Origin of the sequence: Mesorhizobium sp. LHD-90 (assembly GCF_030929505.1) — a bacterium.
GTDB lineage: Bacteria > Pseudomonadota > Alphaproteobacteria > Rhizobiales > Rhizobiaceae > Kumtagia.
The window spans coordinates 289,253-305,308 of record NZ_JAVFVV010000006.1; the positions used below are offsets into that span (position 1 = coordinate 289,253).

General features: G+C 64.7%; 13 protein-coding genes. 8 read left to right on the plus strand and 5 right to left on the minus strand.

Annotated elements, in window-relative coordinates; translation table 11 throughout:
- The first annotated feature begins 8 nt into the window (after window positions 1–8).
- Window positions 9–3,503 (plus strand): transcription-repair coupling factor, encoded by a 3,495-nt coding sequence (mfd, locus tag RB623_RS10790; RefSeq protein WP_308056793.1) that lies wholly within the window; start codon window positions 9–11, stop codon window positions 3,501–3,503.
- 105 nt (window positions 3,504–3,608) lie between these two features.
- Here mfd and RB623_RS10795 read toward each other — a convergent pair whose 3' ends face one another.
- The 4 genes from RB623_RS10795 to RB623_RS10810 form a co-directional block, all read right to left on the minus strand.
- Entirely contained in the window at window positions 3,609–4,448 is an 840-nt protein-coding gene (locus tag RB623_RS10795) for a hypothetical protein (RefSeq protein WP_308056794.1), read from the minus strand.
- A 379-nt stretch (window positions 4,449–4,827) separates the two neighbouring features.
- Window positions 4,828–6,363 carry a calcium-binding protein gene (locus RB623_RS10800; RefSeq protein WP_308056795.1) on the minus strand — a complete coding sequence of 512 codons (1,536 nt, stop codon included), beginning with the start codon at window positions 6,361–6,363 and terminating at the stop codon, window positions 4,828–4,830.
- 306 nt (window positions 6,364–6,669) lie between these two features.
- Window positions 6,670–7,350: a DsbA family oxidoreductase gene (locus tag RB623_RS10805; protein WP_308056796.1), complete on the minus strand. Its 681-nt coding sequence runs from the start codon at window positions 7,348–7,350 to the stop codon at window positions 6,670–6,672.
- Window positions 7,351–7,678: 328 nt separating this feature from the next.
- A complete protein-coding gene (locus RB623_RS10810; RefSeq protein WP_308056797.1) occupies window positions 7,679–9,499 on the minus strand; it encodes an extracellular solute-binding protein in 1,821 nt (606 codons plus the stop codon).
- 230 nt (window positions 9,500–9,729) lie between these two features.
- Between RB623_RS10810 and RB623_RS10815 the strand changes: the two genes are divergently transcribed.
- The 7 genes from RB623_RS10815 to RB623_RS10845 all read left to right on the plus strand — a co-directional run bounded on the left by RB623_RS10815 (window position 9,730) and on the right by RB623_RS10845 (window position 14,850).
- On the plus strand, window positions 9,730–10,356 hold the full coding sequence (locus RB623_RS10815; RefSeq protein ID WP_308056798.1) for an invasion associated locus B family protein: 627 nt from the start codon (window positions 9,730–9,732) through the stop codon (window positions 10,354–10,356).
- Between the two features lie 238 nt (window positions 10,357–10,594).
- On the plus strand, window positions 10,595–11,908 hold the full coding sequence (gene glyA, locus RB623_RS10820) for a serine hydroxymethyltransferase (RefSeq protein ID WP_308056799.1): 1,314 nt from the start codon (window positions 10,595–10,597) through the stop codon (window positions 11,906–11,908).
- Between the two features lie 71 nt (window positions 11,909–11,979).
- Complete coding sequence (locus tag RB623_RS10825) at window positions 11,980–12,219, plus strand: AbrB/MazE/SpoVT family DNA-binding domain-containing protein (RefSeq protein ID WP_308056800.1); 240 nt, start codon at window positions 11,980–11,982, stop codon at window positions 12,217–12,219.
- Window positions 12,216–12,623, plus strand: coding sequence for a type II toxin-antitoxin system VapC family toxin (locus RB623_RS10830; RefSeq protein WP_308056801.1), 408 nt, complete (start codon window positions 12,216–12,218; stop codon window positions 12,621–12,623). Before RB623_RS10825 ends, RB623_RS10830 begins: the two co-directional genes overlap by 4 nt.
- Window positions 12,624–12,631: 8 nt before the next feature.
- Window positions 12,632–13,096 (plus strand): transcriptional regulator NrdR, encoded by a 465-nt coding sequence (nrdR, locus tag RB623_RS10835; RefSeq protein ID WP_308056802.1) that lies wholly within the window; start codon window positions 12,632–12,634, stop codon window positions 13,094–13,096.
- Window positions 13,097–13,099: 3 nt separating this feature from the next.
- Complete coding sequence (gene ribD, locus RB623_RS10840) at window positions 13,100–14,233, plus strand: bifunctional diaminohydroxyphosphoribosylaminopyrimidine deaminase/5-amino-6-(5-phosphoribosylamino)uracil reductase RibD (RefSeq protein WP_308056803.1); 1,134 nt, start codon at window positions 13,100–13,102, stop codon at window positions 14,231–14,233.
- A complete protein-coding gene (locus RB623_RS10845; RefSeq protein WP_308056804.1) occupies window positions 14,233–14,850 on the plus strand; it encodes a riboflavin synthase in 618 nt (205 codons plus the stop codon). Before ribD ends, RB623_RS10845 begins: the two co-directional genes overlap by 1 nt.
- Before the next feature lie 49 nt (window positions 14,851–14,899).
- On the opposite strand, the gene RB623_RS10850 is transcribed toward RB623_RS10845, so the two are convergent.
- Window positions 14,900–15,862 (minus strand): hypothetical protein, encoded by a 963-nt coding sequence (locus tag RB623_RS10850; protein WP_308056805.1) that lies wholly within the window; start codon window positions 15,860–15,862, stop codon window positions 14,900–14,902.
- Window positions 15,863–16,056: the final 194 nt, after the last annotated feature.

Here is a 16,056-nt window from a genome sequence, read left to right on the forward strand (position 1 = left end):
CCTAAGCCATGCCCCTGATCGAAAAACTCGGCCTGCGCAAAGACCGCACCGGCGCCGTCGTCGTCGACGGCGTCGCCGAAGGATTTGAAGCCTTCGCCCTCGCGACCCTGTCGGCGGAAGCCGCGCCGGACGGTCCAGTCGTCTTCGTCGCGCGCGACGGCCAGCGCCTGCCGATGATCGCCGAGGCGCTTGCCTTTGCCGCGCCGGGCCTGCCGGTGCTGGAATTCCCGGCCTGGGACTGTTTGCCCTACGACCGCGTCTCGCCCGGCGCCGATGCGGTCGCCCGCCGCGTCGAGGCGCTGGCGGCAATGGCCGCGCTGGCGAAAAGCCCGCACCGCGCCGTGGTCCTGACGACGGCGAACGCACTGGTGCAGCGGCTGCCGCCGCGCGCCGTGATGGGGGCGCAGACGTTCCGCGCCAAGACCGGCAACCAGGTCGACATGAAGGCGCTGATCGAGCGGCTGGAGACTTCCGGCTTCGACCGGGTTGCGACGGTGCGCGAGGTCGGCGAATACGCCGTGCGCGGCGGCATCCTCGACCTGTTCGCGCCGGGTGCGGCGGAAGCGCTGCGCCTCGACTTCTTCGGCGACACGCTGGATTCGATCCGCGCCTTCGACGTCGCCACCCAGCGCACCACCGGCCAGCGGACCGGAATCGTACTGCAGGCGATGAGCGAGGTGGCGCTGACGCCCGACACCATCAGCCGCTTCCGCCGCAGCTATATCGAGGCGTTCGGCGCGCCCAACCGCGACGACGCGCTCTATGCGGCGGTCAGCGAGGGCCGCCGCTTCGCCGGCATGGAGCACTGGCTGCCGTTCTTCTACGACGGGCTGGAAACGCTGTTCGACTATCTGCCGGACGCGCCTTTCGTCTTCGACCATTTGGCGCGCGAGGCGATCGGTGAGCGCCATACGCTGATCGAAGACTACTACCAGGCCCGCCACCAACAGGTAGCCGGGGCGCTGAAGGACGCCGTTCCCTACCGGCCGGTGCCGCCCGCAAAAATGTATCTGTCGCCGGACGATATCGCCGCCGCGCTTCCCGACCGGCTGTCGGCGGAGTTCACGCCCTTCGCCGCGCCGGACGCCGGCGGCCGCCAGGTGCTGCATGCCGGCTCGCGGCAGGGGCGCGGCTTCGAGCTGGAGCGCGCCGATCCCAACGCCAACGTCTTCCAGGCGGCTGTCGATCACATCGCCGCGCTGCGCGCCGACCGGCGCAAGGTGGTCGTCGCCGGCTGGACGGAAGGCTCGCGCGACCGGCTGGCGCAGATTCTGGGCGAGCACGGCCTCGGCAACCTGACGCCGGTGGCGACGCTGGGCGACGTCGAAAAGCTTTCGGCCGGGCAGGCGGGCCTGACGGTCCTGCCGCTCGAATCCGGTTTCGAGACCGACGCTTTCGCCGTCATCGCCGAGCAGGACATCTTGGGCGATCGCCTTGTCCGGCGGACCAAACGCAAGCGCGCCGCCGACTTCATCGCCGAGGCTTCGTCGCTGTCGGCGGGTGACATCGTCGTGCACGCCCAGCACGGCATCGGCCGCTTCGTCGGCCTGAAGACCATCGAAGCACTTGGCGCGCCGCACGACTGCCTCGAGCTGCACTACGCCGGCGACGACCGGCTGTTCCTGCCGGTCGAGAACATCGAACTGCTGTCGCGCTACGGTTCGGACTCGGCGGAGGCGGCTCTCGACAAGCTCGGTGGCGGCTCGTGGCAGGCGCGCAAGGCAAAACTCAAGCGCCGGCTGCTCGAGATGGCCGGTCAGCTCATCCGGCTGGCCGCGGAGCGGCAGATGCGCGGCGCGCCGGTGTTCAACCCGCCGGACGGCGTCTATGGCGAGTTCGCCGCGCGATTCCCCTACGAAGAAACCGACGACCAGCAGAGCGCGATCGATTCGGTCATGGACGATCTTTCCGCCGGCAAGCCGATGGACCGACTGATCTGCGGCGACGTCGGTTTCGGCAAGACGGAAGTGGCGCTGCGCGCCGCCTTCCTCGCCGCGATGGAGGGTTTCCAGGTGGCGGTCGTGGTGCCGACGACGCTGCTGTCGCGCCAGCACTACAAGACCTTCAGCCAGCGCTTCTCCGGCCTGCCGCTGGTGGTGCGCCAGGCCTCGCGCATGGTGCCGGCGAAGGAACTTGCCGAGACGAAAAAGGGCATCGCCGACGGCAGCGTCGACATCGTCGTCGGCACCCACGCCTTGCTCGGCTCGTCGATCTCGTTCAAGCGGCTCGGCCTGTTGATCATCGACGAGGAGCAGCATTTCGGTGTCAAGCACAAGGAGCGGCTGAAGGAACTGAAGTCCGACGTGCACGTGCTGACGCTGTCGGCGACGCCCATCCCGCGCACGCTGCAACTGGCGCTGACGGGCGTGCGCGAACTGTCGCTGATCGCCACGCCGCCGGTCGACCGGTTGGCGGTGCGCACCTTCATCTCGCCCTTCGACCCGCTGGTGGTGCGCGAGACGCTGCTGCGCGAACGCTACCGCGGTGGCCAGTCCTTCTACGTCGTGCCACGCATCGCCGATCTTCCGGAGATCCAGGAGTTTTTGCACGCCTCCGTACCGGAGCTGAAAGTGGCGACCGCCCACGGCCAGATGCCGCCGGGCGAGCTCGACGACATCATGAACGCTTTCTACGACGGGCAGTACGACGTGCTGCTGTCGACTACGATCGTCGAATCCGGACTGGACATCCCGACCGCCAACACGCTGATCGTGCACCGTGCCGACATGTTCGGGCTCTCCCAGCTCTACCAGTTGCGCGGCCGCGTCGGCCGTTCCAAGACGCGCGCCTACGCGCTGTTCACGCTGCCCGCCAACCGCAAGCTCACCGACACCGCCGACCGCCGGCTAAAGGTGCTGCAATCGCTGGACACGCTCGGCGCGGGGTTCCAGCTCGCCAGTCACGACCTCGACATACGCGGCGCCGGCAATTTGCTCGGCGAGGAGCAGTCCGGCCACATCAAGGAGGTCGGCTTCGAGCTCTACCAGCAGATGCTGGAGGAGGCGGTGGCCGAAATCCGCGGAACCGGTGAGGTGTCGGACGGCGACTGGTCGCCGCAGATCGCCATCGGCACGGCCGTCATGATCCCGGAAAGCTACGTGCCCGACCTGCAGCTCCGGCTGGCGCTCTACCGCCGGCTGGCCGATCTCGACACGCCGGAGGAGATCGACGGCTTCGCCGCCGAGCTGATCGACCGTTTCGGGCCGCTGCCGCAGGAGGTCGAGCATCTTCTAAAAATCGTCTTCATCAAGGGGCTTTGCCGGAAAGCCAATGTCGAAAAACTGGACGCCGGCCCCAAGGGCGTGGTCATCCACTTCCGCAAACGCGAATTCTCCGACCCGGCCGGGCTGGTGCGTTATATCGGCGAGCAGGGCTCCTTGGCGAAGATCCGGCCTGACCAGAGCGTCGTCTTCATCCGCGACTGGCCGAACCCGGAAAAGCGGCTTGCGGGATCGGCGGTGGTGATGACGCAACTGGCGCGGCTGGCGACGAAGGCGGCTTGATACGACTATCCGGTCGCCGAGGCGCGCGGAACCGTTGGCGGTCCCAATGCGATCGCCCTTCTCCTGTGGGGAGTGGTCAGCGGTGGGGTTGTGATGCAGCGCGCGTCATGACGTGTCGGGGCGCGGACATTCCAGCGCGTACACTGCGAGCGCATGGGCGTGCGCCAGAATTTCGTCGACCTCGCGGACGTTGCGGGGATGGACGGCGGTCGGGTCGTAGCGCGACAGCCGTCCGCCGGGCGGCCGGCCGAGCCGCAGCGGCGAGATGCGGCGGAACCGGACTGCGCCGGCAGCTTGGATTTGCGCGCCTGTGGCGCGGGCTTCCCTGTCTCGCGCGCGTGCCGCGTCGTTACGCGCCTTCCAGCGGGCGAACCGTTGTGCCTGGCCCGGCAGGTCGTCGAGGGCGCGGCCAAGTGCTTCCAGCCGCTGGCCGAGACGCGTTGCATCGACCGGGTCGTCTGGCGATGGCGGTGGCGGCAGGGGGCGGCACGATGAGTTGTCATCGAGCGACCTGATGCGCGGAGCAGAATGTGCGGGCACATAGCGGCGATGGACGCGGAACGGATTTTTCAGCGGATCGAGCAGCGACAGGTTTTGCGCGCGCGGGCGCGCGGTGCGCAGGGCGGCGGCTCTTTTCGCTGCGGCGCGCTTGAGATCGTCGTGCGGCAGCGTGACGGCGATGCCGAGGCGGCGCAGCACGGCCTCGTTAGTTTCGGGTTTGGGTTTTCGCGGGCGAAAAGGCGGCAGGGTCACCACTATCCCGCGCGCCGCCGCGATGATCAAACGCCGCGCCGCGGATTCGGCCGGACGCAGCAGCCGCAGGATGGCGCGGTGGAGCTGGCGCGGCAGGGTCGGTCCACCATCGGCGAACCCGGCCATGGACACGAGCATCAACAGGATACGCTTCAACGCCTCCCGGTTCTTCTCAATCCCGCTCCCTTCCATCGCCGTCTCCTGCAACCATAGAGCGGCGAGATTATTGCTCACGATTGTCGCTATGTAAATAGTCCTAGGAAATTAATCCTTGAAACGGTGGCAGCCCGGGGCGAGCCTTGGGCTGAGTTGGGGGGCAGGTCGGGACTAGGCCAACTCGGCGTGAGGTCTGCACCGTTGCGGGACGATCAGGCGCGGCAGGGTAGTGTTTCGGTTTGAGAGTCCGGTTCCGACCCCATCTAGGACATTGCTGCTGATCGGCTGCCTCTAGCAGCCGGCATCGGTAGACAACGATTTCGACACCCACGGCCAGGAATGGCCAGAGGTAGTCGCTTGCTTGACTGGGGCATTGGCGTTGCCGGGCAGTGAGAGCCACACCGGCACGTTCCCGTCAGATAATGAAGAAGTCGCCGCTGGTTAGGTTCAAGCCTTGGGCAAGGACTGCAAAGCGCACCGCACCCGATCCTCCAACTCCGTCAGGATCATAAGCGAGCCCGCCGGTGGCAGGATTATAGATGATCCGATCCGAAGTGTCCTGCGCTGCGGCCGCAGCCCGAAATGCATCGGGAGAAAGCGCGCCGCTGGCACCCAACTGCGTGAAGATGGCATTCTCTAGCCAGATCGTGTCCACCTCCACAAGGAAGTCGGTGATCCGGTCATAGTTCGCAGAGCTGTCCGGCACGGTGTTGAAAACGAAGTTGTCCGCGCTCCATCCACCCGTCAAGATGTCGAGACCTCTGCCGCCATAAAGCGTGTCATTTCCACCTTGCCCATCAAGCCGGTTCACCCCGGCATTGCCAAAGATCGTCTGATCCCATTGGTTGCCGGTTAGGTCGATTGCGGCGGAGCCGTTCGCGCTGGTGGTCGTCAACATCTCGATGCGGCTGTCGGTAAACGTTGCCATTGACCAACTCGTGCTGGCACATACCCGGTCAAAGCCCTCACCGGCATACTCGCTGACGTATTCTCCCGCCTGATCGACGTAGAACACATCGTCACCCTCGCCGCCCGTATAGCTATCGTGTCCTCCCTTTCCGTTCAGGACATCGTTGCTGGCGCCGCCGTGTAGCGATTGGTCGAAGCGATTGCCGATCAGCGTCCTTTCTTTGCCAGGCCCTGCCAACAAGCTCATCAGCTCAATCTCAGCCTCGGGATCTAGTGTGTAGGACTCAGTGCGGATGGCGATAAACTGCAGAGTGTCGAAGCTGCCTTGGCCAGCCGCTTCGACAACCCGCGTGAAGGCACCGGACACTGTATACTGGTCGTTGCCAGCCAAGCCGATCAGAACATCACCAGGCGTCGTCCACTGATTGTTTCCAGAGGCATCGGTGATACGGTTCACGCCCGCATTGCCGATGATGGTTTGACCCAGCTCGTTGCCCTGAAGGTTGGTCTGAGCGGTTGCTGTTGAGTTCGTAGTCGTCAGTAACTCAATTTCCGCTCCGGCAGGAAGAGTGTAGCCGCTTCCGGTGGCCACTAGAACCCGATCGGCCGAACCCTCTCCGGCGTGCTCGATCACTAGGTCCGAGGGTCTGCGGACGAAGTAGAGGTCGTTTCCGTTGCCGCCTGAGAGCCAGTCGGTCGTCCCTTGCGAAGAGGTTGTCCCCCCGCCCCTGCCATCGAGGCGGTCGTTCCCGTTGCCACCAAAGATATAGTCAATCCCAGAAGTGCCGTTGACCGTGAGATCGGCAGGCGAGGTGTTGAAGATGAAGTCCGCGGCGCTGAGCGCGTACGCCTCCACCGTGATTTGCTCGACCTGCCCCATCCATTTGAAGGTCAGCACCGAATTGCCTCCGCCGATCACCAGGTATCCAGACAGCGCTGCGAAATCCGCGATATTGAACGCCGACAGGTCTATTTTGTCGGAGGAGGAGAAACTGGAGATCGTAGTGGGCGCGAAGCCGCGCGGGAATGAATAGGTGGTCATGTCGCTGCAGTCCTCCCACTGCTGTCGCGCGGCAGAGCTACCATGCTGACTGACACGTAACAAGTAAGGTCAGAGCCTTGGCAGCAACTCATAGGCGAACTCGGCCGGCAAGCAGACGGTCTTGCGACGGTCGGGCGAGGCTGCCTAAATCCTCGTGATGATGAGGTGCATCGGCCCTGACAAGTGTCCACTTCCCACCCCATCTCGGACATCCGCCCAACCCTTGCCGGCCGCCCTGTCCGCGTCCGTGCGGAAATTCGCAGCGAGAAATCGCCTTACAGCACGAAAAACTGCGCCATCGGCGCGTCATGACGCGGTTCCCAGCCCGCCGTTCGCCTTCTCCGCCGCCACCTGGCGGATCGCATCGGCGAGCGTCTCGGTGTCCTGCGCGCCCATCACCGCATAGCGGTTTTCGAGCAGGAAACAGGGAACGCCGGTGATGCCCATGCGCGAGGCGGTCGCGACTTCGGTTTCCACGGCCTCGCGGTCGGCGTCGGTGGCCAGCATGGCCTCGGTCACGGCGGCGTTCATGCCGGCGTCGCGCGCCGCGGACGCCAGCACTGCCGGGTCGCCGATGTTTTGCCCCTCCTCGAAATAGAGCGCGAACAGGCGCTTCACCACGGCGTTCTGAACGTTCGGCTCGCTGCCGGCTGCCCAGCGGATGACGCGGTGCGCATCGAGCGTGTTGGGCGAGATTTTTATCGCGTCGAAGGCGAAATCTATGCCTTCGGCCTCGCCAAGCGGCTCGATGCGGGCATGGATCTGGCGGATACGCTCCTCGCTGCCGAACTTCGCCATCATGTATTGCTTGCGGTCGCGGCCGCCCGGCGGAATGGTCGGATCGAGCTGGAACGGCCGCCAGTTGATCTTGACGTCTATGTCCGGCAGGCCTGCGATCGCGCTTTCGAGACGTTTCTGGCCGACATAACACCAGGGGCAGACGACATCCGAAACCACGTCGACGCTGACCGTCCGCCGTTCGCTCATTGCGGTATTCCTTTCAAGCTCGACATTTTTTGTCGTGCGTCCTTCGAGGCTCGCCCTCTCGGAATTGCGCCATTCACTTCGCTCGCGTGCGGGCTTTCGGGGCGAGCCACGGGTCTCGCCCGTCCTTCGGACCCTCAGGATGCGGGAGGCAGGCGCCGCCATTCTTCATCCTGATTTGTGAGCCCTCTGCAACGCCGACTGCCTTGTGCCGACCTCGAGAGGCCCGCGACCTCCCTCATCCTGAGGTGCGAGCCCCCTCTGACGGCGAATGTCCTGCGCCAACCTTTTGCGGGCGAGCCCCGAAGGACGCACTGGTGCAACCATAGCCTTAGTTAGGCTTCCGCCACCACACCGGCAACTGGTAGCCGTAGAGCGAGGTCTCGGCCGGATGATCCAGATAGGTCCAGTAGGCGAGATATTGCTTCGGGTTGTATTGCATCGGCACCATGTAGGCGCCGGAGATCAGCAGCCGGTCGAGCGCCCTGACCGTCGCGACGAAGTCGTCCTTGTCACGGGCGTTCAGCATCGCCTCGATCACCGCGTCGATGGCCGGGCTGGCCACGCCGGCGAGATTGAACGAGCCCTCGCGGTCGGCCGATTCCGACCCCCATCGGCCGATCTGCTCGATGCCGGGCGACAGCGAGCCGGTGAAACCGGTCGCGCCGATCAGCATGTCGAAGTTGAAGCGCTGCTTGCGCATCTGGATCTGGTCGGCCTCCAGCGCGCGGATCGACACGGCGATGCCGATTCTCGCCAGCGTGCGCTGATAGACGGCGGCGAGCCGCTGCTCGCTGTCGGAGGAAGTGAGGATCTCGAAGGCGAGTGGCTGCCCGTCCGGACCGGCCAGCGTGTTGCCGTCGAGCGAATATCCAGCCGTCTTGAGCAGGTCGAGCGCCGCCTTCAGTACTTTGCGGTCGCGGCCCGAACCGTCGGTTTCGGCCGGCCGCCAGGTCCCGTCCATCACCTCGGGGGTGACCGCGTCGGGGAAGGGGGCGAGCAATGCCCTTTCCTTGTCGCCGGCCGGCCGTCCGAGCGCGGAGAGTTCGGAATTCTGCCAGTAGCTCGCCAGCCGGTCGTAGCGGCCGTCGAACATGTTCTTGTTCACCCATTCGAAGTCGTAGAGCATGCCCAGCGCGCGGCGCACGCGGGGGTCGGAAAATTTTGGCAGGCGCGTGTTGAACAGGAAACCGGTGACCACCGGCGGCACGCCCGTCTCGAACTCGCCGACCGTGACGCGGCCGTCCTTCAGGGCGGGGAACTCGAAGTCGCGTTTCAGCTTGACCGGATCGGCGACCGGGTAGACCGAGCAGATGCCCTTCTTGAAGGCCTCGAACAGCGAATTGTCGTTGAGGAAATATTCGATGCCGACGGTGTCGTAATTGTCGAAGCCGCGCTTGGAGGGCAGGTCACGCGCCCAATAGTCGGGGTTGCGCTTGTAGGTGATGCGTTCGCCCGGCACGACCTTGTCGATCAGGTACGGCCCGCTGCCGGTGACGGGCTTCAGCGTGGTCTGGTCGAACGTGTCCTTGCTGAAGGCATGTTTCGGCACGATCGGCGTCATCGCGATAATCAGCGGGAATTCACGGTCGGCGTTTTCGTTGAAGGTGAAGCGGACCGACAGCGGACCGGTTTTTTCCAGCTTCGCGACGGCCTTCATGCGGTCGCTGTAGGGCGGGCGGCCCTTTTCGGTGAAGATGTCGTAGGTGAACAGCACGTCCTCGGGCGTGACCGGCTGGCCGTCGGACCATCTTGCGTTGGGGTTGAGGTTGAAGGTCGCGACCTTGCGGTCGGGCGTGATGTCGACCGATTCCGCCAGCAGGCCGTAGAGCGAGAACGGTTCGCCGGCATTGCGCTGCATCAGCGGCTCGAACACCAGGTTGCCGTAGAGCACGTCGATCACGCCGCGCGCCGTGGTGCGCAGGCTCTTGATGATGAACGGGTTGAGGTTGTCGAAGCTGCCGACCACGCAATAGGTGACACCGCCGCCCTTGGGCGCGTCGGGGTTTGCATAGGGAAAATGCGAAAAATTTTCCGGCAGCGCCGGCTCGCCCTGCATGGCGATGGCGTGCTTCGGCTCGGCCGAGCCGGCAGCCGGCAGCAGCATGGAGGCAAGGCTTGCGGCGATCAGCGCAAGGATTGTTCTGTGCATATGCGAAGTCCCGGAGGGATCGATTGATTCGCAATTCACACTATCACGATGTCGACAGTGTGGGGGTATCGGCGCGACCGCAGACTTTACCGTGCGATGGGCTGGATTTACGGCGGCGACCGATGTAACACCCGTGCCCGAGTCATGCTGTTGCCGCATTTTGGCAACAGGTAGCGGCAATACACGGCGACAACTGCCGTTTCCCGGATCGTTGAGAGGAAAAGGACAAGATGACGAGCTTGAAGACCGATCGCTTCCGTCTGTCGGTGCTGTCAGCCGGCGTCGTCGGCGTACTCGCCGCAGGGCTCGCGCCCGCGGCGGCGCAGCAGGGCCAGGCGCCGCAGGGCTGGTTCAAGGCCTGCGCCAAGCAGGAAGAAGTCGACATCTGCAACGTGCAGAACATCGTGACCGCCGGCAACGGTCAGTTGGTCACCGGCCTGAGCCTGATCGAGCTCAAGGGCAAGGTCAACCGCAAGGTCTTCCAGGTGACGGTTCCCACCGGCCGCCTCGTACCTCCCGGCGTCGGCCTGCAGGTCAATGGCGGCAAGGCGCAGAAGCTCGACTACGTGATCTGCTTCCAGGATCGCTGCGTGGCCGAGGTGCAGTTGACGGACGCGCTGGTCAATTCGTTCAAGAAGGGCAACGAGCTGACGCTGACCTCCATCAACTTCCAGAACCAGCCGAACCCGGTGAAGGTTTCGCTGCAGGGTTTCACCGGCGCCTATGACGGTCCGCCGATGCAGCAGTCGGACGTCGCCGACCGCCAGAAGAAGCTGCAGGACTTCGTTTCCAAGAACAACGAGGACTTCGCCAAGAAGCTCAAGGAAGAGCAGGACAAGGCCAAGACCGCCAACTGATCTGGCCGCGGATGCGGCGGGCAGGACGGGTTCCTCCCGGTCCGCCGCGGTCGCCTCGACATCGTTTCGCACGACCCATGACCCGCCGCATCCCGGCGGGTCTTTTCGTCGCGGCCATCGCTACGAAAGCACGGCAGGATTTGGCGCAAAGAGTGTAGCGGCGGCCGTTCGTCTATAGTATCTGCCGGCACGTCCTGATCGTCCACGCGCTCGAAGCGCCCATCGAGGATTTGCCGCCATGGCCGTCGCCTCCGCCGTTTCAAATCATCTCGAGACCTTCTTCTCGGCTTCGCTCGCGGATGCCGATCCGGAGATCTTCGGTTCGATCCGTTCCGAACTCGGCCGGCAACGGCACGAGATCGAGCTGATCGCTTCCGAAAACATCGTGTCGCGCGCAGTGCTGGAGGCGCAAGGCTCGATCATGACCAACAAATACGCCGAGGGGTATCCGGGCAAGCGCTACTATGGCGGCTGCCAGTTCGTCGACATTGCCGAGCAACTGGCGATCGACCGGGCCAAGAAGCTTTTCGGCTGCAACTTCGCCAACGTCCAGCCGAACTCCGGCAGCCAGATGAACCAGGCGGTGTTTTTGGCGCTGCTGCAGCCGGGCGACACGTTCATGGGCCTCGACCTCAATTCCGGCGGGCACCTGACCCACGGCTCGCCGGTCAACATGAGCGGAAAGTGGTTCAAGGTCGTCTCCTACGGCGTGCGTCCGGACGACCACCTGCTCGACATGGACGAGATCGAGAGAAAGGCGCATGAGGCCAGGCCAAAGCTGATCCTGGCCGGCGGCACCGCCTATTCGCGCGTCTGGGACTGGAAGCGGTTCCGCGAGATCGCCGACGCGGTCGGCGCCTATCTGATGGTCGACATGGCGCATATCGCCGGCCTCGTCGCCGGCGGCGCGCACCCGTCGCCGCTGCCGCACGCCCATGTCGTGACCACGACGACGCACAAGTCGCTGCGCGGCCCGCGCGGCGGCATGATCCTCACCAACGACGAGGAGATCGCCAAGAAGATGAATTCGGCGGTGTTCCCAGGCCTGCAGGGCGGGCCGCTGATGCATGTCATCGCCGCCAAGGCGGTGGCCTTCGGCGAGGCGCTGAAACCGGATTTCAAGGCCTATGCCCACAACATCGTCGCCAACGCCAAGGCGCTCGCCGACAGCCTGAAGTCGTCGGGCCTCGACATCGTCTCGGGCGGCACGGACAATCATCTCATGCTCGTCGATCTGCGGCCGAAGAACGCCACGGGAAAACGCGCCGAGGCCGCGCTCGGCCGCGCCAACATCACCTGCAACAAGAACGGCATCCCGTTCGACCCGGAAAAGCCCTTCGTCACCTCCGGCGTGCGGCTCGGCACCCCGGCCGGCACCACCCGCGGCTTCGGTCCGGCCGAGTTCCGCGAGATCGGCAATCTGATCACCGAGGTGCTGGACGGGCTGAAGGCCGCGAATTCCGACGAGGGCAACGCCGGCGTCGAGGCGGCGGTGAAGCAGAAGGTGGTGGCGCTAACGGAGCGTTTTCCGCTCTATCCGTATCTGGGGTGAGGATTGCGGCCCTTGATTCGAAGCGGGCCTGGTATTACTTTTTTGCCAAGAGGTAATACCGGAGCGTTCCGATGAGCACCACAGTCACCAGCAAGGGTCAGGTCACCATTCCTAAGGCCGTCCGCGACCGGCTTGGCATCGGGCCGGGCAGCAAGGTCGACTTCAAGGTTGCCGCGAACGGCGATATCGTCTTGAAGCGTGACGCCGACGAGCAGAATTCCAAGCCGAACCGTTTCACAAAATTTATCGGCTATGCTGGGCCGGGTCCAAGTACCGACGAGATCATGGCCATGTGGCGTGGTGACGATTGACGCTCGTCGACACCAATGTGCTGCTCGATCTGCTGACTATGGACCCGGTTTGGGTCGAATGGTCGGTTTCAGCACTTGGCCAAGCCGAGGCGGATGGCCCTCTGGTCATCAACGATGTCGTTTACGCCGAGCTCTCATCGCGGTTTGAGCGTATGGAATCGGTGGACGCATTCATCAGCGAGAGTCGATTGGAGCTTTTGCCAATGCCGCGCGCCACCTTGTTCCTTGCCGGAAAGGCATTTGCGCGCTACCGAACATTGGGCGGGACCCGTTCGGGTGTGCTACCGGATTTCTTCATCGGTGCTCATGCTGTTGTTCTTGGCACTCCGATCCTGACCCGCGACCCGCGCCGTTACCGCACCTACTTCCCGACCGTGTCCTTGATCTCGCCTCCAACTGCCTGAGCCTGCTGATGCGCTGCCCCTATTGCCAATCCGAAGACACGCAGGTGAAGGATTCGCGGCCCGCCGAGGATGGCGCGGCGATCCGTCGCCGGCGCGTCTGCCCGGATTGCGGCGGCCGCTTCACCACCTTCGAGCGGGTGCAGTTGCGCGACCTCGTCGTCGTCAAGAAATCCGGCCGGAAAGTGCCGTTCAGCCGCGACAAGCTGCTGCGCTCGGTCGAAATCGCGCTGCGCAAGCGCAATGTCGAACCCGATCGCATCGACCGCGCGGTCACCGGCATCGTGCGCCAGCTCGAAAGCAGCGGCGAAACCGAAATACCGTCCGGCGAGATCGGCCGCCTGGTGATGGAGGCGCTCAAGGCGCTCGATGACGTGGCCTATGTCCGCTTCGCCTCGGTCTACCGCAATTTCCGCGAGGCCAAGGATTTTCACGACGTGCTGGGCGAACTCAAGGCCGACGAGGACGCCGGCTGACCGATGTCGGGTAACGTCAAGGCAGCTTCCGTGGTGACGGACGTCGACCGCCGTTTCATGGCGGCGGCGATCCGGCTGTCGCTCTGGCATGAGGGCCTGACCGGCGAGAATCCGTCGGTCGGCGCGCTTGTGGTGCGGCCGCCAGCGGAAGGTTTTGTCATTGTCGGCCGTGGCGTCACCGCGCTGGGCGGTCGGCCGCATGCCGAGCTGCAGGCGCTGCATGAGGCCGGCGAGGCGGCGCGCGGCGCCACGGTCTATGCGACGCTGGAACCCTGCTCGCATATCGGCAAGGCGCCGCCGTGCGCCGACGCGCTGGTCGCTGCGGGAGTCGCCCGCGTGGTCATCGCGACGCTCGATCCGGACAGGCGCGTTGCGGGCAGGGGCGTTTCCATCCTGGAGCGGGCGGGCATCGAGGTTGCGACCGGATGCCTGGAAGACGAGGCGCGCCGGGCGATGGCGGGCTTTCTGTCGCTGAAGGGCAGGGGGCGTCCGTTCCTGACGCTGAAACTGGCCGTTTCCGCCGACGGCATGATCGGCCGCAAGGGCGTCGGCCAGGTCTCGATTACCGGCGCGATCGCGCGGCGCGCGGTGCAGATGATGCGTGTCGAGCACGAGGCGATCATGGTCGGCGCCGGCACCGTCGCCGAGGACGATCCGCTGCTCACCGTTCGCCTCGAAGGGCTGGAGAAACGCTCGCCGACGCGGGTGATCGTCGATCCGTTCGCGCGCACGCCGACCGGCGCGAAACTGTTCAGGCAGGCGCGGGACTATCCGGTGCTGGTGCTTGCCAGCGGGAAGGCGCAGCGGTCCAAAGTCGAGGCGCTGCGCGAAAGCGGCGCGGTTGTCCAGACCGTCGCGTCCGACTATCGCGGCCGTTTCGACCCACGCGAGATCTTGCGCGTGCTGGGCGTCGTCGGCGTGAAGAGCGTGTTGCTGGAGGGCGGCGCGGAGACGGCGAGTCGGTTTCTGGATTCGGGTCTGGTCGATCGGATCGCGCTGTTCGTCGGCGCCTCCACGGTTGGAGACGACGGCATTCCGTCGCCACTGACGGAGGCGACGGTTCCTCCCGGTTTTTCCGTCGCCGCAACCGGCCGTTACGGCGAGGATCGCCTGATCGAATACGAAAGGACCGATTGATGTTCACGGGCATCGTCACCGACGTCGGCACGATCGAAGCGGCGAAGCCGCTGGACAAGGGAATGCGGCTGCGTGTCGCCACCAGCTACGATCCGGCCACCATCGCCATAGGCGCGTCGATTTCCACTGGCGGCGTCTGTCTCACCGTCGTCGAGCTTCCAGACCAGGGCTCGAACCAGCGCTGGTTCGAGGTCGAAGCTTGGGAGGAGGCGCTGCGGCTGACGACTGCCTCCGCCTGGACGGAAGGCACCAGGGTCAATCTGGAACGGGCGCTGAAGATCGGCGACGAACTCGGCGGGCACATCGTCTCCGGACATGTCGACGGCATGGCCGAAATCGTTGCGCGCGAGGAAGAAGGCGAGGCGGTCCGCTTCACGCTGGAGGCGCCGGCGGACCTTGCGAAATTCATCGCGCCGAAGGGTTCCGTCGCACTGGACGGGACATCGCTGACGGTGAACAAGGTCGAGGGTCGGCGCTTCGACGTGCTTCTGATCCAGCATTCGCTGACCGTCACCACCTGGGGTGAGCGCAAGACAGGCGACAGCGTCAACCTCGAGGTCGACACGATGGCCCGCTACGCCGCGCGCCTGGCGGAGGCGGCGCAGGAGGGGCTGTGAGGCTCCATATCCAGCTCGCATTTCTCACACCGGATGTCGCCCGCACCGGCTAGCGCTTTCGCGGAAGTTTGCGGATTGGCTCGGCGCGTTCCCCGCTTCGGCCACCGGCCTCTCCGGCGTTGTCCTCCGGCGGTTCGCCGTCTGAAGGGGGCGTGCCGCCTTCCTCCGGCTCGTCCGCTTCGTCCTCGTCGGCCAGCCTTTCCTCCGGGGTCCGGCTGTCGCTCTTCAGTTCGTTGCGGGGCTCCGTATCCCTGCCCAGGCCGGTGATGGCCTCGTCCGACAGCAGGCTCAGTTCCCATAACGTCATGTAGATTTCGCGGAAGGGTGTTTCGGTATCTTCCGGATCATCTTCCACGAACGCCACGAATTTGTATTTGAACCATGATGTCATGTTCGGCGGACGACGCCAGAAGGTCCGGTTCTTGACCAGGAACATGAAATAGTGGGATCCGATCTGTTTGGGACTGTTGGCCAGGTTCTCGATCTTATCGATCACCGAAAGGCCGATGTTCGAAATCCTGTTGCCATAGGGAATGGTCGCGGTCGCGCCTCTGAGGGACGACTCCGCCGTATCCGCGAATTCCGACACGATGACCTTCGCGATCGGCTCCGACTGGTCGTAGGCGCGCACGACCAGCTCGGCGGAGCAGGGCAACAGGTTGAGGTAGTCGATTTTGAACACCTCCAGCCCGATCGGGTAGGTATCCGTCAGGTTGATGTTCAGGTCGACATTCGGGGCGGCAAAACCCACCGCCTCGCCGTTCCTGATCCCGGCCCCCACGAATTGCGGATCCTCGTCGGCGAAGGGTAGCTCGTATTGGGCCATCACCCGGAAGGCACTGAGGACGACGGTGAACTTGGTCCATCGCGCCACGCCGCTCGAGATCGGCAGGGTCACGGTCTGGTTCCAGTCAATGATATCGGGGCGGACCTGGTCAAAAATGCCGGTCAGCATTTCGCTCTGGACGCGCTTGGCCCAGCGATCGAACGCCGGCGTGTCGATGTAACCCATCACGCACCCCCCGCGATAACGCATCGGATGCCGTGCTGCGACCGTGTCCGGCGATGTTGGTATGCCGGGCACCATGCACGGCAACTGCCCCATGATGCTACGCTCATTGGGCGAACGGAGCAATTGGTTCGCCAGTTACCAAACAGCTTGCGCGGCTGACGGCTTCGGCCTAAGTGACCGGCGACCCGGAGACC